The following is a 23287-nucleotide window of genomic DNA, read 5'->3' on the forward strand; positions in this document are numbered from 1 at the left end:
TTCGCGCAGGCCGGTTTCCGGCGGCGCCGCCAGGTGTTTCGCGTCGATGACGAAGACGTCCGGCCTGTTACAGCCCGATGAACAGCCGCAACCATCAATTGAGCAACCACGACGGCGAGCAACCACGTCCGCGAGAGCGGCCGCGGTTTAGCGGCAAGGAACAGCCCGGCCGCGGCGATGACCCGGGGAACCTGGCTGGGGGAGCCTGATCGGGCTTCACGGGGTGACTGCCGCGGCCGGGGGCCTTGGGGCGGCCGGGTGGCCGTCAGACGGCCTCCGCGGCCTCGGGGAGGCGGGAGGCGAGGTGGTCGGTCATCCGCACCACGTCCGCGACGTCCCCGTACTCACGCGCGGCGGTGTCGACGGTCTTGCGCAGCCGGGTGTTGACCCGTTCGGACCGCACCTTTCCCGCCACGTCGAGGGCGCGGCCGACGAGGACGGTGGCCTGCTCGGGCTCGCGCTGGAGCAGGTGCACGGTGGCCATGCCGATGAGGTTGAGGGCGTAGGAGCGCTGGTGCTCCTCGTCCTTCTCGAAGAGCGCGACGGCGCGTTCCATGACCGGTTCGGCGAGGGAGGCGTACATGGGGCTGCGGCCCGCCACGTAGGCCAGGTCCCGGTAGGAGTGGGAGTTCTCGCCGTTGAGCTCGGCCTCGGAGAAGAAGCGGATCCAGTCGGGCTCGGGCTCGGCGTCGAAGGCGGCGTCGGAGAAGGTGTCCTCGGCCATCCGCACGGCCCGCTTGCAGCGGCTGGGCTGGCCCATGTTGGCGTAGGCGCGGGCCTCCATCGCATACAGCATCGCCTGGGTACGGGGCCCTGCGCAGTCGCGGCTGCCGTACTGGGCGAGGTGGATGAGCTCCAGGGCGTCCTCGGGGCGGCCCAGGTGGATCATCTGGCGGCTCATGCTGGAGAGGATGTACGAGCCCAGGGGCTTGTCCCCGCCCTCCTTGGCGGCGTGCAGCGCGAGGACGAAGTACTTCTGCGCGGTGGGGTGCAGGCCGATGTCGTAGCTCATCCAGCCGGCGAGTTCGGCGAGTTCGGCGGCGACCTTGAAGAGCCGCTTCATGACCGGGGCCGGGTGGTTCTCCTGGAGGAGGTCGGTGACCTCGTGGAGCTGGCCCACGACGGCCTTGCGGCGCAGTCCGCCGCCGCACTGGGCGTCCCACTGGCGGAACATCACGGTGGTGGCTTCGAGCAGGTCCACCTCGGGCTCGGAGAGCCGGGGCGGCCGGTGGCCGCTCAGGGCGCCCGTCGGCCCCGCCTCCCGGGGGCCCGGGTCGGCGGCCGGGACCGGTACGAGCCAGCGCTGCATGGGCTCGATGAGGGCGGGGCCGGCGGACAGGGCGAGCGAGGTCCCGAGGAAGCCGCGGCGGGCCAGCATCAGGTCGCTGCGGGAGAACTCGCCGAGCAGCTCGATGGTCTGCGGGCCGGCCCAGGGCAGGTCGACGCCGGAGACGGAGGGGGTCTGGTGGGCGGTGCGCAGGCCGAGGTGCTCGATGGCGACGACGGAGCCGAAGCGTTCGGAGAAGAGCTCGGACAGGATGCGCGGGACGGGCTCGCGGGGCTGTTCGCCGTCGAGCCAGCGGCGGACCCGCGAGGTGTCGGTGCTGATGTGGTGGGCGCCCATCTGGCGGGCGCGGCGGTTGACCTGGCGGGCGAGCTCGCCCTTGGACCAGCCGCTGCGGACGAACCACGACGTCAGCTGTTCGTTGCGGACGGTGGCGTCCTGCGGGGAGTCCTGTGCGCCGTCCCGCGCGGAGTCCCGGTCCGGCATCCCGGCGGACGACACGTCGGACTCCGCACTCGTTCCGCTTGCGCCGTTGCCGCTCACTGGAACGCCCCCATCCGTCAGCCTTTTCCACACGAAACCCTGCCGGGAGACGGTCTTCACAGATCCTTCACGCATGCCTCCGGCATACCCGCGAACCCGTCTCCTCTTCGCGCTTCGTGCACCGAAAGTAATCCTACGATCACCCCTTCGGCGAGGTCGATCCCGGAAACGCCACCATTCGCCACCCCTTCGAATGAACTCGCCACCCGCCAGGCGCGATTCACTTGACACGAAGGCGAGACCGATCGGTTGGACAGGAGTGCGCCGGGGCGTGCGCGGCGAGGAACGCGCCGGGTATCGGGGCGGCGAACGCCGTAACCAGCCGATGTCGTAACCACCGGCACGTCCGACCCGTTGGAGGGGGCATGGGCATGGGCTTCACGATCGGCGGCAGCCGCGGCACCAAGGAGTTCCGTTCCGGCGCTCGGCGCCGCGGCCGGACGTCGGAGTGCACGGCGGTGGCGGAGTACACCGGACTGTGGGGCTGGGACGTGGTCCCCGGCGCCCGGGCCGCGGGGCCCGCCCGCGACTGCTCCTGCGGTCATACGAATTGCGGTGCGCCGGGGGCGCATCCCCTGGCCCTCGCTCCGACGGTCCCGGCCGGCGCCACCCTCGACGATGTCACCGAAACCTGGAGCGGATACCCGGGAGCCGCGGTGCTGCTCCCCGCCGGACGCTCCTTCGACGTCATCGAGGTCTCCGAGGAGGCCGGGCGGCGGGCGCTGGTCCGGCTGGAGCGGATGGGCCTGCCGCTCGGCCCGGTGACCGCGACCCCGGACGGCCGGGCCCAGTTCTTCGTCGCCCCCGGGGCGGCGGCCGGGCTGCCGCAGCTGCTGTACCGAATGGGCTGGGACGACGCCGGTCTCGACCTGCGCGCGCTGGGCCAGGGCTCCTACGTCACCGCCCCGCCCTCGGACTTCGCCGGCCTCGGCCCGGTGAGCTGGCTGCGCCCGCCGGCCCTGGACTCGGCCGGGGACCCCCCGCAGGCCCGCCTCCTGCTGGGCACCCTCGCCTACCTGTGCCACCGGCTGCGCCGCGCATAGCTCCGCCCACGGCAGTGCCCCCGAGTCCCGTGGACTCGGGGGCACTGGCCGGCGTAGGAGCGTCGGGTGCGTTCAGTCGCCGATCAGGGCGTCGACGAAGGCCTCCGGCTCGAAGGGCGCCAGGTCGTCCGCGCCCTCACCGAGTCCGATGAGCTTGACCGGTACGCCGAGCTCGCGCTGGACGGCGATGACGATGCCGCCCTTGGCGGTGCCGTCGAGCTTGGTCAGCACGATGCCCGTGATGTCCACGACCTCGGCGAAGACGCGGGCCTGGGTCAGGCCGTTCTGCCCGGTGGTCGCGTCCAGGACCAGCAGGATCTCGTCGAGCGGGCCGTGCTTCTCCACGACGCGCTTGACCTTGCCGAGCTCGTCCATCAGACCGGTCTTGGTGTGCAGCCGGCCCGCCGTGTCGATGAGCACCACGTCGGCGCCCTCGGCGATGCCCTCCTTGACCGCGTCGTAGGCGATCGAGGCCGGGTCACCGCCCTCGGGTCCGCGCACGGTGCGCGCCCCGACCCGCTCGCCCCAGGTCTGGAGCTGGTCGGCGGCGGCGGCGCGGAAGGTGTCCGCCGCGCCGAGCACGACGCTGCGGCCGTCGGCGACGAGCACGCGGGCGAGCTTGCCGGTGGTGGTGGTCTTGCCGGTGCCGTTCACGCCGACGACCATGATCACGGCGGGGGTGTCCACGCCGCTCTCGGTCTTCACCGCGCGGTCGAAGTCGGTGCCGAGGAGCGTGACCAGCTCCTCCTTCAGCAGCGCGCGCAGATCGGCGGGGGTGCGGGTGCCGAGCACCTTGACCCGCTCGCGGAGCCGGTCCACCAGCTCCTGGGTCGGAGCGACACCGACGTCGGCGATGAGGAGGGTCTCCTCGATCTCCTCCCAGGTGTCCTCGTCGAGGTGCTCGCGGGAGAGCAGCGTGAGCAGCCCCTTGCCGAGCGTGTTCTGCGACCGGGCGAGGCGGGCGCGCAGCCGGACCAGGCGGCCGGCGGTGGGCTCGGGCACCTCGATCTCGGGGGCGGGCGGAGCCTCGACGACCGGGGCTTCGGGCTCCGCGACCGGGGCCTCGGCCTCGGGCAGCGCGACCTCTTCGATCGTGCGGCGCGGCTCTTCCGCCGTCGGTGCGGCGTCCTCCCCCACCTGCGGTTCGGCGGGCGGGGCAGTGATGGTCGGCGTGCTGGGCGGGGCCGTGGGGGGCAGCTGCTTCTTCTTGCGGCTGCTGACCACGAGCCCGCTGATCGCACCGACCGCGACCAGGGCGATGACTACGGCAAGGATGAGGATTTCCATAACGCTCCCCAGTATCGGCCACGCACGCCCCGAGCCGGGGACCCTGGAGGTTCATACCGGGACGTAAGCCTCTGTTTGTACTTTTTGTTGCGAATCTACGATGATGAGCAGTCCCCCACGCCCCACCTCCCCCACGGAGTACACCTATGTCTGCCGAGACCGCCGTCGAGTCGCGCGGCCTGGAGCCCGTCCCCGACGCCGAGCGCCGCGGCCGGGTCCGCGAGCTCGTCCCGACCTGGGTGGCCGCCAACATCAGCGTGCTGCTGCTGACCATGGGCGCCGGTCTCGTCATCTTCAACAAGCTGAACATCTGGCAGGTGCTCGTCGTCGCGATCGCCGCCCCCGTCGTCTCCTACGGCATCGTCGGACTCATATCCATCGCGGGCAAGCGCGGCGGCGCCCCCGGCATGGCGCTCTCGCGGGCCGTCTTCGGCCAGCGCGGCAACCTGTTCCCCGGCGCCCTGATCTGGGTCGCCCGCTGGGGCTGGGAGACCATCAACGCGGTCAGCGGCGCCTATGCCGTCCTGACCGTCCTCGACCTGGTCTTCGGCATCAAGAAGAACACCGCGCTGATCGTCGTCACCCTGCTCTTCTTCGTCGGCTGCACCTTCCTCGTCTCCGGTCTGGGCATCAACGCGCTGCGCGTCTGCTCCAAGTGGTCCACGTACCTCTTCGGCGCCTTCAGCGTGCTCGTGCTGGGCTACCTGATCGCCGAGACCGACTGGTCCGCCGTCTTCGCCAAGCCCGCCGGCTCCACCGCGATGATGATCGCGGGCATCGGAACCATCGCGGCCGGCGGCATCAGCTGGGTCCCGTCCGGCCCGGACTTCACCCGCTACCTGCCCCGTACCGCCTCCGCCCGGGGCATGGTCGGCGCGACCATCGGCGGCGCGGCCGTCGTCGTGATCCCGATGGTGCTCATGGGCGCGGTGATGGCGGTCGCCACACCCGACCTGGCCACCGCGCAGGACCCGGTGTCCTTCATCGGCGAACTGCTGCCGACCTGGATCGCGGTCCCGTACCTGCTGATCGCGCTCGTCGGCATGCTGCTCATCAACTCGATGTCCATGTACTCGGCGGGCTTCACCGCCCAGACCCTCGGCATCAAGGTCCCGCGCGCGGCGGCGGTCAGCGTCAACGCCGTCATCAGCCTGGTCTTCGGCTTCCTGCTGATGGTGGTCGCGACCAGCTTCTTCGGTTCGTTCATCTCCTTCCTGACCCTGCTGGCCGTGGCCTTCTCCGCCTGGATCGGCGTCTTCGGCGTGGACATGCTGCGCCGCACCTCCTACGACGGGGCCGCACTGCTGGACACCACGCGGAGCAGCGCCTACTGGTACCGGGGCGGATTCGCCTGGCAGGCCATGACCGCCTGGGGCCTGGCCCTGGTGGTGGGCCTGCTGTTCACGAAGGTCGACTGGTTCGGCGGACCGCTGGCCACCACGTGGATCGGGCAGAACGGCTTGGGCTGGGCGGCGGGCATCGTCACCTCGGCCGTCCTGTACGCGGTCCTGCCCCGCACGCCGGCGGCCCCGAAGGCGCCGGATGCCGTCGCAGGCGCCCCGGCCGACGAGCGGGTCCCCGCCGGATCCCTGTCCAACTGACGCCACGTCAGCTAACGTCCCCCTTCGCCCGCCCACCCACCTCCGGCGAAGGGGGACTTCTCCATGCCCATCACCGTGGCCCGGTTCAACCTCATCGACCCGAACGGCACCCCGGAAACCCTCTCCGCCCGCTACAAGGCCGCGCTGGAGATGGCGAAGTACGCGGACGACCGCGGGATCGACACCATCCAGACCGAGGAGCACCACGGCACCGAGAACAACTGGCTGCCCTCCCCCTTCGCCTTCGCGGGCGCGGTCTTCGGCGCCACCCGCCGGATCGCCGTCACCGTTTCGGCGATCATCGGCCCGCTCTACGACCCGTTGAAGGTCGCCGAGGACATCGCGGTACTGGACCTGCTCAGCGGCGGCCGTCTCGTCACGGTGGCCGGCATCGGCTACCGGCCCGAGGAGTACGAGCAGCACGGCGTGGAGTGGGGCCGGCGCGGCAAGCTCCAGGACGAGCTGCTGGAGACCCTGCTGAAGGCGTGGACCGGCGAGCCGTTCGAGTTCCGCGGCCGTACCGTACGGGTCACCCCCCGGCCCTTCACCCAGCCGCACCCGCTGCTCCTGGTCGGCGGCAGCTCGGAGGCGGCGGCCCGCCGGGCGGCCCGCCTGGGGCTGCCGTTCTTCCCGAGCGCGCACCTGCCCGAGCTGGAGGCGTACTACAACGCGAAGCTCGCGGAGTACGGCACGGAGGGCTTCTGCATGATGCCGGCGGCCGAGACCCCGCTGCTGCACATCGCCGAGGACCCCGACCGGGCCTGGGACCAGTACGGCGAGCGGTTCCTGCACGAGGCCGGGATGTACGCCTCCTGGCAGTCCAAGGACATCCGCAGCGCCGTACGGTCGGGCGCGCACACGGTGGCGGAGCTGCGCGCCGAGGGCGTGTACCGCATCCTCACCCCGGACGAGGCGGTCGCGTACGCCCGCGGCGCCGGCGAGGCCGGGAACCTGGTGCTGCACCCGCTGTGCGGCGGGATGCCCGTGGACGAGGGGTGGCGGAGCCTGCAGCTCCTGTGCGAACAGGTACTGCCCCGCCTCAAGGACTGAGACGGGGCAGTACCTGCTCTGGGAGGAGAGGGGCTGTTGGCGGGGTGGTCAGCCCATCTCCTCCAACGCCTTGCCCTTGGTCTCCGGCACCCACTTGAGGATGAACGGGATCGAGAGCACGGCGAAGACCGTGTAGATGACGTAGGCGCCGGACAGGTTCCAGTCCGACAGGGTCGGGAACGACACCGTGATGACCCAGTTGGCGATCCACTGGGCGGCGGCGGCCACACCGAGCGCGGCGGCGCGGATCCGGCCGGGGAACATCTCCCCGAGCAGCACCCAGACGACCACGCCCCAGGACAGCGCGAAGAAGAGGACGAAGAAGTTCGCCGCGACCAGGGCCACGATGCCCTGGGCGTGCGGCAGCGCGATGTCGTCGCCGGCCCCGGACTTGTACGAGAAGGCCCAGGCCGCCAGGCCCAGCGAGATCGCCATGCCGACGGAGCCGATGAGGGCGAGCGGCTTGCGGCCGATCCGGTCCACGAAGATCATCGCGATCACCGTGCCGATGATGTTCACGACCGAGGTCTCGAAGGAGTACAGGAACGAGGCGCTCGGGTCGATGCCGACCGACTGCCACAGCGAGGAGCTGTAGTAGAAGATCACGTTGATGCCGACGAGCTGCTGGAAGACGGACAGCCCGATGCCGATCCAGACGATGGGCAGGAAGCCGGCCCTCCCGCCGAGCAGGTCCTTGAAGGTGGACTTGTGCTCGGAGCGCATGGCGTGCTCGATGTCGGCCACGCGTCCGTCGAGGTCGATGTGCGTGCCCTCGACCTCGGAGAGCACCTTGCGGGCCTCGGCGTTGCGGCCCACCGAGATCAGGAAGCGCGGGGATTCCGGGATCACGAAGGACATCAGCCCGTAGAGCACGGCCGGGACGACCATCACGCCGAGCATCCACTGCCAGGCTTCCAGGCCGCCGATCTTGCCGCGCTGGTCGCCGTCGGCGAGGTTGAGGATCCCCCAGTTGACGAGCTGGGAGATGGCGATGCCGATGACGATCGCCGCCTGCTGGAAGGAGGCGAGCCGGCCGCGGTAGGCGGGCGGGGAGACCTCGGCGATGTAGGCCGGGCCGATGACCGAGGCCATGCCGATGCCGAAGCCGCCGATGACCCGCCACACCGCCAGGTCCCAGAGCGCGAAGGGCAGGGCCGAGCCGATGGCGCTGGCCGTGAAGAGGACGGCCGCGATCTGCATGCAGCGGATGCGGCCGATCCGGTCGGCGATGCGACCGGCCGTGGCGGCGCCGAGGGCGCAGCCGATCAGCGCGGCCGCGATCACCTGGGCGAGGGTGGCGGGCCCGACGTCGAAGCGGTCCCGGATCGCGACGACCGCGCCGTTGATGACGGAGCTGTCGTAGCCGAAGAGGAACCCGCCCATGGCGGCTGCCGCGGTGATGAAGATGACGTGCCCGAGGTGGTCGGGCTGCGATGCCGGCGGGCCACCGCCTGAGGCCGAGCCCCGCGTGGTGCTGCTGCTGGTCAAGGTCTGCTCCTGCGTGCCCGGCTGCGGGACGGGCGGGTGGGGGTAATTCCTTCCAGTGGCGCACAGGTCAAGATCGGGCACCACCCGGAGGAGTACAGCGGGAGCGAGCCTATGTGTTCATTTCTTGAAGTCAAGAGGAGGGGTAGGCCTACCTCTTGCCGCCATTGGCGTGAACTGAGCGGGATTTGAGCTTCACTTCTTGAAGAGACTGCGACTGACGCGTGTCAGCGGGAGACGTCACCGGAGCCGCTGGCTGATGACCTTCGACACCCCGTCGCCCTGCATCGAGACCCCGTAGAGCGCGTCGGCGACCTCCATGGTCCGCTTCTGATGCGTGATCACGATCAGCTGGGAGCTCTCCTGCAGCTCCTCCATGATCCGGATCAGCCGCTGCAGGTTGGTGTCGTCGAGCGCGGCCTCGACCTCGTCCATCACGTAGAACGGGCTGGGCCGCGCCTTGAAGATGGAGACCAGCAGGGCCACGGCGGTCAGCGAGCGCTCGCCGCCCGAGAGCAGGGACAGCCGCTTGACCTTCTTGCCCGGCGGCCGGGCCTCGACGTCGACGCCCGTGGTGAGCATGTTGTCCGGATCCGTCAGGATCAGCCGGCCTTCGCCGCCGGGGAACAGCCGCGAGAACACCCCCTCGAACTGACGGGCCGTATCCCGGTAGGCCTCCGTGAAGACCTGCTCGACCCGCTCGTCGACCTCCTTCACGACCTGAAGGAGGTCGGCTCTGGTCTTTCGCAGGTCCTCCAGCTGCTCGCTGAGGAACTTGTGCCGCTCCTCCAGCGCCGCGAACTCCTCCAGCGCCAGCGGATTGACCTTGCCGAGCTGCTGGTGGGCCCGCTCGGCCGCCTTCAGCCGCTTCTCCTGCCGGGCGCGCACGAAGGGCTCCGGCCCGGCCTCCGGATCCGGGGCCTCCCCGTCGGCGGACGGGCTCGGCGGCACCGGCTGGTCGGGCCCGTACTCGGCGACGAGCCCCTGCGCCGCCATGCCGAACTCCTCCAGCGCGCGGCTCTCCACCTGCTCGATCCGCAGGCGCTTCTCGGCGCCGAGCACCTCGCCGCGGTGCACGGAGTCCGTGAGCTTGTCGAGCTCGCCCTTCAGACCGCGTCCCAGACCCCGGGCCTCGTCGAGCTCCCGCTCCCGCACGCCCTTCGCGTGCTCGGCGGACGTCCGCTCCCCCACCGCGCGGGTCAGCGACACCTCGATGTGCGCCAGCAGCTGGCGGGCTCCGTCGGCGACGGCCGCGGCCACCCGCGCCTCGTGGCGCAGCCGTTCCCGGCGGCGCTCGGCCCGGGCCCTGGCCTCCCGCTCGGCCCTGGCCCCGCGGTCGAGGGAATCGGCCCGGCCGGCGAGCCCCTTCACCCGTTCCTCATGGGTCCTGAGCTGCAGCCGTGCCTCCATCTCGGTCTGCCGGGCGTTCGCCCCGTCGGCCGCGAGCCGGTCCCTGCGGGAGGTGTCCGGCTCCTCTTCCGCCGGCATCTCCTCGGCAACGGCGAGCCGTTCCGCACACTCCTCTACGTCGGCCAGCGCCTGCTCCAGCGCATCCTGCGCCCTGGCCGCGGCCGCGGCGGCGCGCTCGGCTTCGCCCAGCGCCCCCTTCGCCTGCCCGGCGAGCCGCCCGAGCTGCTGCGCGACCCCGGCCCGGGCCCGCTCGGCGGCCCGCCGGAGCTCCCCGAGCTCCTCGACCCGGGCCCCGGCCGCCACCCTGCGGGTATCCGCGGCCTCCTTCTCCTCCGTCAGCACCAGACACCGGCCGTCCAGCCGGGCCAGCTCCGCCGCGGCCTCGTCGACGGCGGCCTGCACCTCGATCAGGCTGGGCACTCCGGCGGACCCGCCGTGCGCGAGGTGCGCACCGAGCACGTCCCCCTCGGCGGTCACGGCCACCAGCTCGGGCCGCGCGGCGACGAGCGCCTCGGCCTCATCGAGCCCCCCGACCACCACGAAGTCCCGCAACACCCACGCCACGGCCCGCACCACCTCGGCGTCCCCCTGCACCAGCCCGGCAGCGGACACCACACCCGCGACACCCTCCACCACCAGGGCCGCGTCGACCCCCACGGGCGTGCGGGGCGCTTCCGGCCCCGCCGGCGTTTGAGGCACGAGGTCCGGGGCGGAGCCCCGGTTTCCCACACCCAGCCCCGCCGGCGTTTGAGGCGCGGGGTCCGAGGCGGAGCCCCGGTTTCGGGAAGGGGCGGGGTGGGGGAAGACCGCCCCCGGCCCGAGCCCGCCGGCCGACCCGGCCCCGGGCATCTGGCCCAGGCTCTCGAAGCCAACCCGAACTCCCGGGCCCTGAGCCGGAGCCGGGACCGAAGCCGGGGTCTGGGTCTGGGTCTGGGCCTGGCCCTGGCCCTGGCCGGGGACACCCGGCCCGGCCGCCGAACCGCCGGAGGCCACCGCGCCCGGGGTGATCAGGAAAGCCGCCCTCCCCGCATCCCCCTCCCGCAAGTACCGGATCGCCCCGGCCGCCGCCGCCGTCGACGTGACGGCCACCGCGTCCGCCGCCGCACCCAGCGCCGCCGCCACCGCGACCTCGTACCCCGGGGTCACGGACAACCGCTGCGCCGCCGGCCCCAACAGCCCCTCCAGTCGCGCCGCGAGCAGCTCCGCCGTGCCGTCCTTGCGGCGCAGCCCCATCGCCAGGGCATCCCGTCGCGCCGACACCGCCGCCCGCGAACGCTCCGCCGCCGCCAACGCGTCCCGGGTCTCGCCGAGTCCGGCCTCCGCCGCCGCCAGCTCGGCCCGCGCCTCCTCGTACTCCCCCTGCCCGGAGCCGGAGCCGGAGCCAGAGCCCGAACCGGAAACAGCACCCTCACCCGCCCCCGGGGACTCCTCCCCGACCTCCTCCGCCAGCGCCTCGTACTCCTCGCGCGCTTCCTCCGCACGCACCCGCGCCCCGTCCCGCGCCACGACCAGCCGGTCGATCTCCGCCTGGGCCGCGCCCGCACGGGAGCGGGCCGCGCCGAGTCCGCCCCGCAGCCGCGCCAGCGCCTCGCGCCGGTCGGCGATGGCCCGCGCCACGTCCCGTAGCCGCCGTTCCTCGTCGGCCAGCGCACGCTCCAGCTCGGCCCGGTGGGCGACGGTGTCCTCCAGTGCCCGCGCGGCCGCCTCCATCGAGGCCGTCAGTTCCGCCTCCTGCTCGCGGATCCGCGCGGCCTCCTTCTCCATCTCGTCCGGGTCCCGGCCCGTCCGCTCCTCCCCGGCCGGCGCCGAGGCCGAGGTGACCCGGGCGTCCGCCAGCGACACCGTCCCGCGCACCCGTTCGGCCAGCTGCGACAGCTCGTACCAGGTCTGCTGCGCCCGCTGGAGCCGTGGCGCGAGTTCCCGTACGGCCTCCTCCAGTTCGGATTCCCGCCGCACCGCCGCCGCGAGCTGCGCCTCGGCGGCCTCCTTGCGTTCCTTCAGGGCCGCCTCGTCCGCGATCTCCGCGTCGAGCGCGCCCTTCAGCGTGACGAGGTCGTCGGCGAGCAGCCGCAGCCGTGCGTCCCGCAGGTCGGCCTGGATCACGGCCGCCCGCCGGGCCACCGCCGCCTGCCGTCCCAGGGGTTTCAGCTGCCGCTGCAGCTCGTTGCCCAGGTCCTGCACGCGCGCGAGATTGGCCTGCATCGCGTCCAGCTTCCGCAGCGCCTTCTCCTTGCGCTTGCGGTGCTTGAGCACCCCGGCCGCCTCCTCGATGAAGGCGCGGCGGCCCATGGGATCGGCGTGCAGTACGGAGTCCAGCTGGCCCTGTCCGACGATGACGTGCATCTCGCGGCCGATGCCGGAGTCGGAGAGGAGCTCCTGGATGTCGAGGAGGCGGCAGGTGTCGCCGTTGATCTGGTACTCGCTGCTGCCGCCGCGGAACATGATCCGCGTGATGGTGACCTCGGCGTACTCGATGGGCAGCGCGCCGTCGGAGTTGTCGATGGTGAGCGAGACCTCGGCGCGGCCGAGCGGAGGGCGGCCGGTCGTGCCGGCGAAGATGACGTCTTCCATCTTCCCGCCGCGCAGGGACTTGGCCCCTTGTTCTCCCATGACCCAGGAGAGCGCGTCCACCACATTGGACTTGCCGGAGCCATTGGGGCCCACGACACAGGTGATGCCGGGCTCGAAGCGCAGGGTGGTCGCGGAGGCAAAGGATTTGAAGCCGCGCAGGGTCAGGGACTTGAGGTGCACGCCGCCGGACTCTACCTTTCACGTTCGGTTTCGCCCATGAAGGTGCAGGGCACATCAGACGTTAAAGGAATGGGCCCCCCACCTGGCGCAACGCCGCCCGGCGGCATTGTCCGAGGTGGGAAAGGCGGAAGGTAGAACGGCACGGAACGGAAAGAAAGAAGGGACGCCGAAGCGTCCCTTGCAGATCATGCAGTTCCGTTGATCGAGCAACGAGGGAGCGCGGATCAGGTGAGCGCAGGCTCCGCCTGGGGTACGTCGAGGTCGATGCCGTCGAGCAACGAGTCTCCGTGCTGTGCGGCGGCCGCGTTCAGAGCGTCGTTTTCGGACTGGATTCGTCCGAGCTCGGACTCGAGGTCCTGGACGCGCTGCTGAAGCCGTCGCATCTCGGCGAGGAGTCGCGGGTCGGAACCGCCGACGTAACCGAGAAGCGCCTTTGCCATGATGGATGGTCCTCCACACTGAGTGACCGACCGAAGCGGTGTGGGTCGTGAGGGAATCGCACCCGCGGATGTCCGGCAGCGACTGTCAGTCACTGCATCGATCTTTGGCTGACACTGTGTACTGCCAGCACTGCCAAACAGCTCAGGTGCGCGGGGCTTCCAGCGTCTCACCAAAAAGTTTGACGGTCAACACGATCACGCCCCGTATCGGCGGGCATCCCGGCCCCCGCAAGGGGCGTGGAGATCATCCTCGTCTCCGAGCCTTCCACGGATCCTCCGCTTCGGCAACGCGTCGACGACGAATGCGCAGTTCCGACCGCATGCGGACCATCCGGCGATGTGTTCAGTGCATGATCAGTCGATCGCTCACCGGATCGCGAACCCGTCGTAGCCGCCGCGCGGTGTGCCCCAGATCTCTGTCACCCCGTCCACATTCCCGGGCGTGTCGGCGCTGTGCAGCCATTCCAGGAGCCGGTGGCAATTCTCACGTTGACCTTCGGCCACCACCTGTACTCGCCCGTCGTCCAGGTTGAGCGCGAAGCCGATCAGTCCGCCGATCTCCATGGCGTTCGCCCTGGTGAACCAGCGGAAGCCCACTCCCTGTACATGGCCGCGCACCCAGGCGGTCATCCGCACATCTTCGTTCATGCCTGAACGCTAACCGGGCAAACAAATCCGGGTCACCGCACCCCCTCTCGCCATGGCGTACAGTCGCGCAGCAATGAGCTCACCCATTTGGGTGAGTAAAGGTTGATCTTGAAGTGCTTTGACGTGCTGCGAAGTGCCGTGAAGTGCTGATCCCGAACCCCAGGAAGGTGAGCCGCGATGGGACGCCACCGCCTCCACGCCGCGCCGCGCCCCGGCGGCAAGCGCCGCGCCGCCCTGCGAGGGGGTCTGCTCGGCGCATCCGTGGCCGTGGTCCTCGGTACGGCGGCCGTCACCACGGGCTTCGTCCCGGTCGGCTCCTCCTTCCCCTACGTAGGGGTCAAGACCGCGGGCTCCGACGCGAAGACCTCGGAGGCCGGGGCCAAGGCCTCGCCGAGCCCCGGGAGCGCGCTGGAGCAGCAGGGCGGCCTCGCCAACCTGTCCGGCCGGGCTCCCTCGGGAGCGAGCACCCCGTCCTCCCCGGCCCCTTCCGCTCCGCCCTCCCCGTCGGCCAGCCCTTCCCCTTCCCCGTCTCCCTCCACGGAGCCGACGAAGACCCCGGCGGCGAGCCCGACCCCGACCCCGGTGAAGCCGAAGCCTTCCGCGCCGAAGACCTCCGCCCCCGCGGCCCCGGCCGCCCCGCCCGCGTCGGCCGGCCACTCCGCCGAGGAGGCTGCCGTACTGACCCTGGTGAACCAGGAGCGCGCGCAGGCGGGCTGCGGTCCGGTCCGGGCGAACCCGCCGCTGGCGGCGCTGGCCGGAGCCTTCAGCAAGGACATGGCCGTCCGGGGCTTCTTCGACCACACGGACCCCGACGGCAACACCCCCTGGGACCGCGCCACCAAGGCCGGCATATCGGGGATGGGCGGCGAGAACATCGCCCGCGGCCAGGGCGACGCGGCGGCCGTGATGAAGGCCTGGATGAACAGCCCGGGCCACAAGGCGAACATCCTCAACTGCGAGTTCCGCACCCTGGGCGTCGGCGTGTACAACGCCGCCGGCGGCCCCTGGTGGACCCAGGACTTCGGCTTCTAGCAGCCCGAAACGGGCGGGGGCACGGTCGCGCGCGGCGGATATCGCCGCGCCCGACCGTGCCCCCGCCCGTTTCTGCGCACCGCCCCGTGCCGGGCGGGCAGCGCCCGGCACCCGCGGCGTACGTCGGCCGGTCAGCCCGTCAGACCGCTGCCAGGGCGGCGCGGCCCGCGAGCAGGACGCGGGTCTGCTCGGTGACGCGGCTGCCGAGGTGCTCGGCGGTGGCGATGTCGGCCTTGTGGACGAACTCGGGACCCTGGTCGCTGTTGGACTGGGCGGTGGCGCCGTCGAAGAAGCCGAGGCGGTTGAGGTCGTTCTCGGAACCGGTGCTGGAGTTCCAGCCCGGCTTCAGGCCCAGGTTGACCCAGCTCATGCCGTGCTGCGAGGCCAGCGTCTGGAAGTAGTCGAGGGTGTTGCCCTTGTCGCCGGACTTGGACCCGGAGTTGGTGAAGCCCGCGGCGACCTTGTCCTGCCAGCCGGCGACGAACCAGATCTTCGAGGAGGCCTCGGCGAAGACGTGGAAGGCACCGGAGGCGGTGCCCATGTAGGTCGGCGAGCCGAAGATGATCGCGTCGGACGCGGTCAGGAGCTCCCACTTCGCCTCGTCGATCTCGTCGACCTTGATCATGTGCACGGTCGCACCGGCGTCGATGGCGCCGGCCTTGACGGCCTCGGCGATCACGGCGGTGTGGCCGTAGCCGGAGTGGTAAGCGATCGAGACGACGGGGGTGTACGTGATTCCGGACAAGACGGTCTCCCTCGGAAAACACCGTGGGGTACACGGCGTTGTGCGGCTGTGCGGCGTGATGCAACGACAACGAGGTAACCACTAACTTTTCGAAAGCGCAACCTGGATGGCCGGCGCTGTGTAGTAGTAGGCTGAAACCATGCAGACTCAAGGGTGTGGCGAGACCGAGGGCGACGGCGTGCCCGAACAGGCCTCCGAAGCGTTCGGCGCTTTCGACGTGTTCGCACGCACGTGCCCCTCCCGCGAGACGCTGGAACACGTCACGGGTCGCTGGGGCAGCCTCACGGTCGGTGCCCTGTCCAAGGGGCCGTGCCGCTTCAACGAGCTGCGCCGCCGCGTGGACGGCATCAGCGAAAAGATGCTCTCCCAGACCCTGCACGCGCTGGAGCGCGACGGCATCGTCAACCGGGAGGCCCAGCCGACGAACCCGCCGCGCGTCGACTACGAGCTGACCCCGTTCGGCGTGGCGGTCGCGGAGCGCGTGGACGCGCTCATAGGACTGCTGGAGGGCAGCATGCCCTCGGTGCTCTCTTCCAGGTCCGCCTACGACGCCGCGCGCGAAGGCCGCTGGCAGCGCGGGCAGAAGTAGCTCGACCGGTTCATCCAGGGGCGGCGGCGCATCGGAGTGCCGCAGCGCCGGCAGGGCTCGTCCTCCCGCCCGTAGGCGTCGAGGGAGCGGTCGAAGTAGCCGGACTCCCCGTTCACGTTGACGTAGAGGCTGTCGAAGCTGGTGCCGCCGACGGCGAGCGCCTCGTTCATGACGTCACGGACATGGCCGAGAAGCTCCGTGCTCCGGGGGCGCGTGAGGGTGGCCGTGGGGCGCTCGTAGTGCAGCTTGGCGCGCCAGAGCGATTCGTCCGCGTAGATGTTTCCGACCCCGCTGATCAGCGACTGGTCGAGGAGCGCCCGCTTCACGGTGGTGCGCTTGGCGCGCAGCGCCAGGTGGTAGGCCGTCTCGTCGAACAGCGGGTCCAGGGGGTCGCGCGCGATGTGCGCGATGACGTCGGGCAGCCCGTCCGCGCTGCCGGGGACGCAGGGGTGCAGCGACAGCCCGCCGAAGGTCCGCTGGTCGACGAAGCGCAGCTCCGTCCCGGCCCCGTCCCCGAACCGCACCCGGATGCGCAGGTGCTTCTCGTCGGGCGCCCCCTCGGGCTGCACGAGGAGCTGCCCGCTCATTCCGAGGTGCCCGAGCACGGAGTGCTCCCGGTCCTCCAGCGGCAGCCACAGGTACTTGCCGCGCCGCCTCGGCACCCCGAAGGTCTCCCCCGTGAGCCGCGCCGCGAAATCGGCGCCGCCGCCCTCGTGCCGGCGTACGGCGCGCGGATGCAGGACCTCGACGGCCGCCACGGTCCGCCCGGCCACCCAGCGCTCCAGCCCGCGCCGCACCACTTCGACCTCGGGCAGCTCGGGCACGGTGTTCCTCCGGAAGGTTCGGATCGGGCTCTCTCCCGCGAGCGTACCGACTTGCCCTGCGGGGCTCGTCCCCCACCCGGATGTCCGGGGCGGAGCGGTGCCCTCCGGCTCCCGGAAACGGGTCCGCCCCGCCACCTGCCGGAGCAGATGACGGGGCGGGGAGTTCCCGGAAGAACGGGTCAGGCGTCCGGCGCCGGGTCGGCGGGGGTCGTCGCCCCGTCGTCCTCGGCCGGAGTGGCCGCGGTCCCGGCCGGAGCCGCGATCCGCTTGTCCGCCGCGGTGCTGATACCGCGCCACGCGGACTCGGCCGCCTGCTGTTCCGCTTCCTTCTTGCTGCGCCCGACACCGGTGCCGTAAGAGGTCCCACCGACGCGCGCGGCGGCGGTGAAGGTCTTCTCGTGGTCCGGGCCGGTCTCGGTGACCAGGTATTCGGGCACCCCGAGACCTTCGGCGGCCGTGAGCTCCTGGAGACTGGTCTTCCAGTCCAGGCCGGCGCCGAGGTTCGAGGACCTGTCGATGAGCGGGTCGAAGAGCCGGTGAACCAGCTCCGAGGCCGCGTCGAGACCCTGATCGAGGTAGACCGCGCCGATCACCGCTTCAAGGGTGTCGGCGAGGATGGAGGCCTTGTCCCGGCCACCCGTGCCCTCTTCACCCCGGCCGAGCCGGATGAAGGAGCCGAGTTCGAGGCCACGGCTGACCTCCGCCAGTGCACGCGAGTTGACTACCGCGGCCCGCAGTTTGGCCAGTTGGCCTTCAGGCAGGTCGGGGTGGGTCGTGTACAGCGTGTCCGTGACCACCAGGCCCAGCACGGAGTCCCCGAGGAACTCCAGGCGTTCGTTGGTGGGCAGACCGCCGTTCTCGTACGCGTACGAGCGGTGGGTCAGCGCACGCACCAGAAGGGCGGACTCGAGTCGATACCCGAGCCGCCCTTCCAGAAGCACGTGGGACGAGGCCGCGTTGTTACTGACTGCCTGCTTCTCAGCGTTGGACAGCTCAGACATTGCGCCTCTCACCAGCCGCTCAGACCTCGAGGACCTGGCGCTTGTTGTAGGTGCCGCAGCTCGGGCACGCAATGTGCTGGAGCTTCGGCTCCTGGCAACGCTCACACGAAACCAGGGTGGGGACCGCAGCCTTCCACTGCGACCGGCGGTGGCGCGTGTTGCTGCGCGACATCTTCCGCTTCGGAACAGCCACGGCTACTTCTCCTGCTTCTCGGCGGCGCTCTGAACTCCGTCGGAGGCAGTGCCGCTCATATTGTCCTTCTCGACGCCCTGATCGGTGACGAGTCCCTGCAATGCCGCCCAACGGATGTCGACGGCGTCATGGTGGTGGTCCGGGTCGTCGTTCAGGCTGAGCCCGCAATCGGGGCACAGTCCGAGACAGTCCTCCCGGCACACCGGCTGCAGCGGCAGTGCGAGCACCACCACGTCGCGCAGCACGGATTCGAGGTCGAACAAACCGTCCTCGAGAAAGAGCGTGTCCTCGTCGTCCTCGGCGTCGTCGGCCGGCTCCGCCTTGGAGCGGATCCGGTCGTCGGCGTCAGGGTACGAGAACATCTCCTGGAACTCCGCCTTGAGCTCGCGCTCGACGGCCTCCAGACACCTTACGCACTCCCCGGTCGCCCAGCCACGGACGGTGCCTGTGACAAGCACCCCTTCCATGACCGACTCCAGGCGGAGCTTGAGGTTCAGCGGGTTGCCCTGGGGCACTCCGATGACACCGGCGAGACCGAGGTCCGCCGGTGCAGCGATCTCACGGGACAGCCGCAGCATGGCACCAGGACGCCGACCCAGCTCGTGCGTGTCGAACACGAGGGGGTTGCGGTGGTCGAGGTGGGTGTTCAGGGCTGTTCCCGCTTTCACAAAATCACTGGAGACTGCTGAAAATCAAGGTTTCCGCCACTCAGGGGCAGCATGGATCGCGGTGCATACGCGCGACCGAAGAGCCAGGATACCCGCCGCTTCGCTCTGAGCCCAATCCAGGTCCGCGGCGAGCTCAGCGGCCCTGTTCGTACTGGCGCAGCTGGTCCAGATTGATCATGCTCGTGTCGAAGAAGCTGGTCTCGTCGAGCGCCGCCTGCTGGTCGTGCGTGCCCTGCTGGGGCTGCTGGTAGCCGCCGTACGGGTCGGGCTGCTGCTGCTCGTACGAGACCGCGTACGGGTCGGGCTGCTGCTGGACCTGCTGGTAGCCCGCGTAGGGGTCCTGGTAGGCGTAGGCGTCCTGCTGGACGGGCTGCTGGTAGGCATAGGCGTCGTACGAGGGCTGCGGCTCCTGCTGGGCCTGGGCCTGTGCGGGGATCAGCGGCGCCTGCGGCTCGGCCAGCCCCGCCAGGAAGTCCGCGTCGCTCGAGGAGCGCGACTGCTGGTGGCCCGCCGCGTCCTGGGCCGCCATGTGCGCGCCGAGGTCGTCCGTGGCCACACGGCCGAGGAGCTTCTGGCGGCCCCGGCCGACGGCCTCCAGGGTCTTGGAGAGCACTGCTTCGAAGGTCGCCAGCTTGGTGTCCACGTAGGCGTCGGCCTGCTCCCGCTGCGTCTGCGGGTCGTGGCTGCGCTCGGGCGCCTCGGCGTCCGGGTAGCCCTGGTCGTCCAGCCCGGGCCCGCGGCCGAGCAGCTTCTCGCGGCCCCGGTCCACCGAGCCGATGGTCTTGGTGAGCACGACCTCGAAGTTCGCGAGCTTGCTGTCGACGTAGTCGTCGGCCTCGGCCTTGACCTCGTCCGCCTCGCGGCGGGCCTCCGCCAGGATCCGGTCCGCCTCGTCCTGGGAGCGCCGCGCGACCTCGGTGTCGGAGATCAGCGAACCGCGCTGGGCGTGCGCCGACTCGATGATCCGGTCGGCCTCGCGGCGGGCCTCCTCGACCATCTGCTCCCGGCCGCCGATGAGCTCCTGGGCCTGTGCGAGCGAGCCCGGCAGTGCCTTGCGGACCTCTTCGAGCTGGGCGAGCAGCTCGGCGCGGTTGATCACGCACGAGGCCGACATGGGCATGGACCGGGCGCTGCCGACGGCCGCGACGATCTCGTCGAGCTTCTTCTGCACGTCCATGGGTGCTCGCACTCTCTCGGCCCCGGGCGGTTCCCGAGACGGACGGGACGACTGTAAGGCCACCGGCCCGGGAGCCGACACCGGCTGACTCCCGGTCAGCGGGCGCCGGCGGGCGGGGTCAGCGCTCGGCCAGGCGCTCCAGCAGCGCGGCGTGCACGTGCGCGGGCAGCAGGTGGGCGACGTCGCCGCCCCAGGCCGCCACCTCCTTGACCAGGGAGGAGGACAGGAAGCTGTAGGTGGGGTTGGTCGGGACGAAGAGCGTCTCGACGCCCGACAGGCCCATGTTCATCTGGGCCATCTGCAACTCGTAGTCGAAGTCGCTGACGGCGCGCAGGCCCTTGACGATGGCCGGGATCTCCCGCTGCTTGCAGAAGTCCACGAGGAGCCCGTGGAAGGACTCGACCACGATGTTGCCGTAGCCGGCGGTCGCCTCGCGGATCAGCTCGATCCGCTCCTCGACGGTGAAGAGCCCCTGCTTGGACTGGTTGATCATCACGGCGACGTGGACCACGTCGTAGAGCCGGGAGGCCCTGCCGATGATGTCGAGGTGTCCGTTGGTGATGGGGTCGAACGACCCCGGACAGACGGCGCGGCGCAACTGCATTCCCTCGTTCCCGGGTGCGGGCTTCATGACTCTTCGCTGATGGAAGCGGCGCGACCGTACCAAAGGGTGCCCTCGCCGTACTTCCTGGAGCGCAGCGGCTCGAAGCCGTCCGGCCACGGGAAGGCCCCGCTGCGGGTCCTGCGCTCCACGGTGACGAGCGCGTCGTCGGTGAGCCAGCCATTGGACCGGAGTGTGAGGAGGATCTCGCACAGGTGGGCGTGCTCCACCTCGTACGGCGGGTCCAGGAAGACCACGTCGTACGGGTCCCCGTGCGCGGCGCCGGCCGCGATCTGCTCGGCCTTGCCGGACCGGAATTCGGCGCCGGGCAGGCCGACCGACGCGATGTTTTCCTTGATCGCCTTGGCGGCCTTGGCGTCGGGCTCGACCAGCAGTGCGTGGCCCGCGCCGCGGGAGAGCGCCTCCAGGCCGACGGCGCCGGAACCGGCGTAGAGGTCGAGGACACGGGCGCCCTCGACTCCGTGCAGCGACTCCCAGGTGGAGAAGAGGCCTTCGCGCATCCGGTCCGAGGTCGGGCGGGTGCCGGTGCCGGGCGGTACGACGAGGCGTCGCCCGCCTGCGCTTCCGGCGATCACGCGGGTCATCTGGGGTCCTTCGGTGAGCGGGGCGGAGGATGGTGCAGGCCTCCAACGATAGGTCGTGCCCGTCACCCCTTCTCCAGGTACTGCTCCCGCTCGGTGTCCAGCAGGGCGTCCAGGGCGGTCCGCAGGCCCGGCAGCTCCGCGAGCTCGGGATCGGCGGCGACCACGCGGGTGGCCTCCTCCCGGGCCTGGGTGATGACCTCCTCGTCCTCGATCACCGCGAGCATCCGCAGCGAGGAGCGGACACCGGACTGGGCCTGGCCGAGCACATCGCCCTCGCGGCGCTGCTCCAGGTCGATGCGGGAGAGCTCGAAGCCGTCCAGGGTGGCGGCGACGGCCGCGAGCCGGGCGCGGGCGGGGCTGGCTTCGTGCATCTCGCTGACCAGCAGGCACAGTCCGGGGGCGGAGCCGCGGCCGACGCGGCCGCGGAGCTGGTGGAGCTGGGAGACGCCGAAGCGGTCCGCGTCCATGATGACCATGACGGTGGAGTTGGGGACGTTCACGCCGACCTCGATGACGGTGGTGGCGACCAGCACCTTGACCTCGCCCGCGGTGAAGCGGCGCATCACGTCGTCCTTGTCGGCGGGGTCCATCCGCCCGTGCAGCACCTCGACGGACAGTCCGGCGAGGGGGCCCCGGGTGAGCTGCTCTGCGATCTCCAGCACCGCGAGCGGGGGCCGCCTGTCACCGTCCTCCTCGGCCGCCGCCTTCTTCTTGGCGCCCTTGGCTCCCTTGCCGTTCTCGTCCTCCCCGTCGCCGATGCGCGGGCAGACCACGTACGCCTGGTGTCCGTTCTCCACTTCCTCGCGGACCCGCTCCCAGGCCCGGGCCAGGAAGTGCGGCTTGTCCTTGGCGGGCACCACGTGGGTGGCGATCGGGGAGCGGCCGGCGGGGAGCTGGTCCAGTACGGAGGTCTCCAGATCGCCGAAGACGGTCATGGCGACCGTGCGCGGGATCGGGGTGGCGGTCATGACGAGCAGGTGCGGGGGCTGCTTGCCCTTGGAGCGCAGGGCGTCGCGCTGTTCCACGCCGAAGCGGTGCTGCTCGTCGACGACGACCAGGCCGAGGTCGTGGAACTGCACCTTGTCCTCGATCAGCGCGTGCGTGCCGATCACGAGGCCGGCCTCGCCGGTGATCAGGTCGAGCAGCGCCTGACGGCGGGCGGGCACCCCCATCGAGCCGGTGAGCAGGACCACTTTGGTCCCCCGGTCGGAGCCGCCGAGCATGCCGCCCTCGGCGAGCTCGCCCATCATCTCGGTGATGGACCGGTGGTGCTGCTGCGCGAGCACCTCGGTGGGGGCGAGCATGGCGGCCTGCCCGCCGGAGTCGACGACGGCGAGCATGGCCCGCAGGGCGACCATGGTCTTCCCGCTTCCGACCTCGCCCTGGAGGAGGCGGTGCATGGGGTGGTCGGTGGCGAGGTCGTCGAAGATCTCCTTGGAGACGGTCTGCTGGCCTTCGGTGAGGGTGAAGGGGAGCTTGGCGTCGAAGGATTCGAGGAGGCCGCCGGGCGTGGGGCGGCGGGGTACGGCCGGGAGCTGGGAGTCGGCGTGCCGGCGGCGGGCCAGGGCGACCTGGAGGACGAAGGCCTCGTCCCATTTGAGGCGGCCGCGGGCGTCCTCGATGTCGGCCTTGGTGACCGGGCGGTGGATCTTCAGCAGGGCCTCGGTGAGCGGGACCAGTCCGCGGTCCTCGCGCAGGGCCGGCGGCAGCGGATCGACGACCTCCTGGGCCGTGGGGAGCACCGCGTCCACGCACTTGGCGATCTTCCAGGACTCCAGCTTCGCGCAGGCCGGGTAGATCGGGATGAGCTGGCTCGCGAACGCGGCGGCCGCGTCCCGGTCGGAGGCGTCCGCGCCGAGGGGCTCGTAGGCGGGGTGGGAGAGCTGGAGCTTGTGGTTGAACATGCCGACCTTGCCCGCGAACATCGCGCGGCTGCCGGGCAGCAGTTCCTTGTGCGGTTTGTGGACGCCGGAGCCGAAGAAGACGAGCTGGAGCCGTCCGCTGCCGTCGGTGATGGTGACTTCGAGGCGCTTTCCGCCGCCCCGGCTGCCCTGGTACGTCAGCAGCCGCGCGTCGGCGACCTGGGCGACCACCGTGACATGTTCGTCGATCTGGTCGGCGAGTTCGGCCAGCGAGGTCAGCTCGCCCCGCTCCGCGTACCGCCGGGGGTAGTGGTGGAGCAGGTCCAGGGCCGTGTGCAGGCCGAGCTGCTCGGCCAGCACCTTCGCGGTGGCGGGGCCGAGGGTCTTCTTGAGGTCTTCGTCGAGCGCGGGCACGTGTTCCATTGCACACCATGGGGCCGACAACCC

At 71.1% G+C, this 23287-nt stretch carries 20 protein-coding genes; 5 read left to right on the forward strand and 15 right to left on the reverse strand.

Annotated features, from left to right (window positions below; translation table 11 throughout):
- Positions 1-265 precede the first annotated feature (265 nt).
- Positions 266-1771, reverse strand: a complete 1506-nt coding sequence (locus ACE1OC_RS12180) for a hypothetical protein (protein ID WP_407841541.1) — start codon at positions 1769-1771, stop codon at positions 266-268.
- A 428-nt stretch (positions 1772-2199) separates the two neighbouring features.
- On the opposite strand from ACE1OC_RS12180, the gene ACE1OC_RS12185 reads away from it, so the two are divergent.
- Positions 2200-2871, forward strand: coding sequence for a bifunctional DNA primase/polymerase (locus ACE1OC_RS12185; protein ID WP_407837042.1), 672 nt, complete (start codon positions 2200-2202; stop codon positions 2869-2871).
- 72 nt (positions 2872-2943) lie between these two features.
- Here the strand turns inward: ACE1OC_RS12185 and ftsY are convergent, their stop codons facing one another.
- Positions 2944-4158 carry a signal recognition particle-docking protein FtsY gene (ftsY, locus tag ACE1OC_RS12190; protein ID WP_407837043.1) on the reverse strand — a complete coding sequence of 405 codons (1215 nt, stop codon included), beginning with the start codon at positions 4156-4158 and terminating at the stop codon, positions 2944-2946.
- Positions 4159-4304: 146 nt separating this feature from the next.
- On the opposite strand from ftsY, the gene ACE1OC_RS12195 reads away from it, so the two are divergent.
- Positions 4305-5759, forward strand: a complete 1455-nt coding sequence (locus tag ACE1OC_RS12195) for a cytosine permease (protein WP_407837044.1) — start codon at positions 4305-4307, stop codon at positions 5757-5759.
- A 63-nt stretch (positions 5760-5822) separates the two neighbouring features.
- On the forward strand, positions 5823-6809 hold the full coding sequence (locus ACE1OC_RS12200) for an LLM class flavin-dependent oxidoreductase (RefSeq protein WP_382980479.1): 987 nt from the start codon (positions 5823-5825) through the stop codon (positions 6807-6809).
- 48 nt (positions 6810-6857) lie between these two features.
- Here the strand turns inward: ACE1OC_RS12200 and ACE1OC_RS12205 are convergent, their stop codons facing one another.
- From ACE1OC_RS12205 to ACE1OC_RS12220, 4 genes are all read right to left on the reverse strand, one after another.
- Positions 6858-8297 (reverse strand): sugar porter family MFS transporter, encoded by a 1440-nt coding sequence (locus ACE1OC_RS12205; RefSeq protein ID WP_351384732.1) that lies wholly within the window; start codon positions 8295-8297, stop codon positions 6858-6860.
- A 237-nt stretch (positions 8298-8534) separates the two neighbouring features.
- Positions 8535-12455 (reverse strand): AAA family ATPase, encoded by a 3921-nt coding sequence (locus ACE1OC_RS12210; RefSeq protein ID WP_407837045.1) that lies wholly within the window; start codon positions 12453-12455, stop codon positions 8535-8537.
- Between the two features lie 224 nt (positions 12456-12679).
- Positions 12680-12895: a hypothetical protein gene (locus tag ACE1OC_RS12215; protein WP_214947849.1), complete on the reverse strand. Its 216-nt coding sequence runs from the start codon at positions 12893-12895 to the stop codon at positions 12680-12682.
- Positions 12896-13261: 366 nt separating this feature from the next.
- On the reverse strand, positions 13262-13543 hold the full coding sequence (locus tag ACE1OC_RS12220; RefSeq protein WP_407837046.1) for an acylphosphatase: 282 nt from the start codon (positions 13541-13543) through the stop codon (positions 13262-13264).
- Positions 13544-13720: 177 nt separating this feature from the next.
- Here ACE1OC_RS12220 and ACE1OC_RS12225 point away from each other — a divergent pair, with 177 nt between their 5' ends.
- Positions 13721-14575 (forward strand): CAP domain-containing protein, encoded by an 855-nt coding sequence (locus tag ACE1OC_RS12225; protein WP_407837047.1) that lies wholly within the window; start codon positions 13721-13723, stop codon positions 14573-14575.
- A gap of 139 nt (positions 14576-14714) precedes the next feature.
- On the opposite strand, the gene ACE1OC_RS12230 is transcribed toward ACE1OC_RS12225, so the two are convergent.
- On the reverse strand, positions 14715-15320 hold the full coding sequence (locus ACE1OC_RS12230; RefSeq protein ID WP_407837048.1) for a flavodoxin family protein: 606 nt from the start codon (positions 15318-15320) through the stop codon (positions 14715-14717).
- Positions 15321-15459: 139 nt separating this feature from the next.
- Between ACE1OC_RS12230 and ACE1OC_RS12235 the strand changes: the two genes are divergently transcribed.
- Positions 15460-15909, forward strand: a complete 450-nt coding sequence (locus ACE1OC_RS12235; protein WP_407837049.1) for a winged helix-turn-helix transcriptional regulator — start codon at positions 15460-15462, stop codon at positions 15907-15909.
- On the opposite strand, the gene mutM is transcribed toward ACE1OC_RS12235, so the two are convergent.
- The 8 genes from mutM to recG form a co-directional block, all read right to left on the reverse strand.
- Positions 15864-16733: a bifunctional DNA-formamidopyrimidine glycosylase/DNA-(apurinic or apyrimidinic site) lyase gene (gene mutM, locus ACE1OC_RS12240; protein WP_407837050.1), complete on the reverse strand. Its 870-nt coding sequence runs from the start codon at positions 16731-16733 to the stop codon at positions 15864-15866. The two genes, ACE1OC_RS12235 and mutM, sit on opposite strands and share 46 nt — an antisense overlap.
- Positions 16734-16912: 179 nt before the next feature.
- Complete coding sequence (gene rnc, locus ACE1OC_RS12245; protein WP_250743914.1) at positions 16913-17734, reverse strand: ribonuclease III; 822 nt, start codon at positions 17732-17734, stop codon at positions 16913-16915.
- 19 nt (positions 17735-17753) lie between these two features.
- Positions 17754-17927: a 50S ribosomal protein L32 gene (gene rpmF / locus ACE1OC_RS12250; RefSeq protein WP_003965982.1), complete on the reverse strand. Its 174-nt coding sequence runs from the start codon at positions 17925-17927 to the stop codon at positions 17754-17756.
- 2 nt (positions 17928-17929) lie between these two features.
- On the reverse strand, positions 17930-18595 hold the full coding sequence (locus ACE1OC_RS12255; RefSeq protein ID WP_267038267.1) for a YceD family protein: 666 nt from the start codon (positions 18593-18595) through the stop codon (positions 17930-17932).
- Positions 18596-18728: 133 nt separating this feature from the next.
- Positions 18729-19772 carry a cell division initiation protein gene (locus ACE1OC_RS12260; protein WP_407837051.1) on the reverse strand — a complete coding sequence of 348 codons (1044 nt, stop codon included), beginning with the start codon at positions 19770-19772 and terminating at the stop codon, positions 18729-18731.
- A gap of 118 nt (positions 19773-19890) precedes the next feature.
- Positions 19891-20370, reverse strand: a complete 480-nt coding sequence (coaD, locus tag ACE1OC_RS12265) for a pantetheine-phosphate adenylyltransferase (protein WP_266960063.1) — start codon at positions 20368-20370, stop codon at positions 19891-19893.
- Between the two features lie 29 nt (positions 20371-20399).
- Positions 20400-20978: a 16S rRNA (guanine(966)-N(2))-methyltransferase RsmD gene (rsmD, locus tag ACE1OC_RS12270; protein WP_407837052.1), complete on the reverse strand. Its 579-nt coding sequence runs from the start codon at positions 20976-20978 to the stop codon at positions 20400-20402.
- 62 nt (positions 20979-21040) lie between these two features.
- The gene (gene recG, locus ACE1OC_RS12275) at positions 21041-23263 is read right to left on the reverse strand and encodes an ATP-dependent DNA helicase RecG (RefSeq protein ID WP_407837053.1); all 2223 of its coding nucleotides are present in this window, start codon (positions 23261-23263) and stop codon (positions 21041-21043) included.
- Positions 23264-23287: the final 24 nt, after the last annotated feature.

The sequence above is a fragment of the Streptomyces stoeckheimensis genome, from assembly GCF_045822005.1.
GTDB classification, from domain to species: Bacteria; Actinomycetota; Actinomycetes; order Streptomycetales; family Streptomycetaceae; genus Streptomyces; species Streptomyces stoeckheimensis.

Bases quoted from the DNA above. Each gene is read 5' to 3' on its own strand.
- ACE1OC_RS12180 (WP_407841541.1), bottom strand. From the start codon at position 1,771: ATGCCGGACCGGGACTCCGCGCGGGACGGCGCACAGGACTCCCCGCAG.
- ACE1OC_RS12185 (WP_407837042.1), top strand. From the start codon at position 2,200: ATGGGCTTCACGATCGGCGGCAGCCGCGGCACCAAGGAGTTCCGTTCC.
- ftsY (WP_407837043.1), bottom strand. From the start codon at position 4,158: ATGGAAATCCTCATCCTTGCCGTAGTCATCGCCCTGGTCGCGGTCGGT.
- ACE1OC_RS12195 (WP_407837044.1), top strand. From the start codon at position 4,305: ATGTCTGCCGAGACCGCCGTCGAGTCGCGCGGCCTGGAGCCCGTCCCC.
- ACE1OC_RS12200 (WP_382980479.1), top strand. From the start codon at position 5,823: ATGCCCATCACCGTGGCCCGGTTCAACCTCATCGACCCGAACGGCACC.
- ACE1OC_RS12215 (WP_214947849.1), bottom strand. From the start codon at position 12,895: ATGGCAAAGGCGCTTCTCGGTTACGTCGGCGGTTCCGACCCGCGACTC.
- ACE1OC_RS12220 (WP_407837046.1), bottom strand. From the start codon at position 13,543: ATGAACGAAGATGTGCGGATGACCGCCTGGGTGCGCGGCCATGTACAG.
- ACE1OC_RS12225 (WP_407837047.1), top strand. From the start codon at position 13,721: ATGGGACGCCACCGCCTCCACGCCGCGCCGCGCCCCGGCGGCAAGCGC.
- ACE1OC_RS12235 (WP_407837049.1), top strand. From the start codon at position 15,460: ATGCAGACTCAAGGGTGTGGCGAGACCGAGGGCGACGGCGTGCCCGAA.
- rnc (WP_250743914.1), bottom strand. From the start codon at position 17,734: ATGTCTGAGCTGTCCAACGCTGAGAAGCAGGCAGTCAGTAACAACGCG.
- ACE1OC_RS12260 (WP_407837051.1), bottom strand. From the start codon at position 19,772: ATGGACGTGCAGAAGAAGCTCGACGAGATCGTCGCGGCCGTCGGCAGC.
- rsmD (WP_407837052.1), bottom strand. From the start codon at position 20,978: ATGACCCGCGTGATCGCCGGAAGCGCAGGCGGGCGACGCCTCGTCGTA.
- recG (WP_407837053.1), bottom strand. From the start codon at position 23,263: ATGGAACACGTGCCCGCGCTCGACGAAGACCTCAAGAAGACCCTCGGC.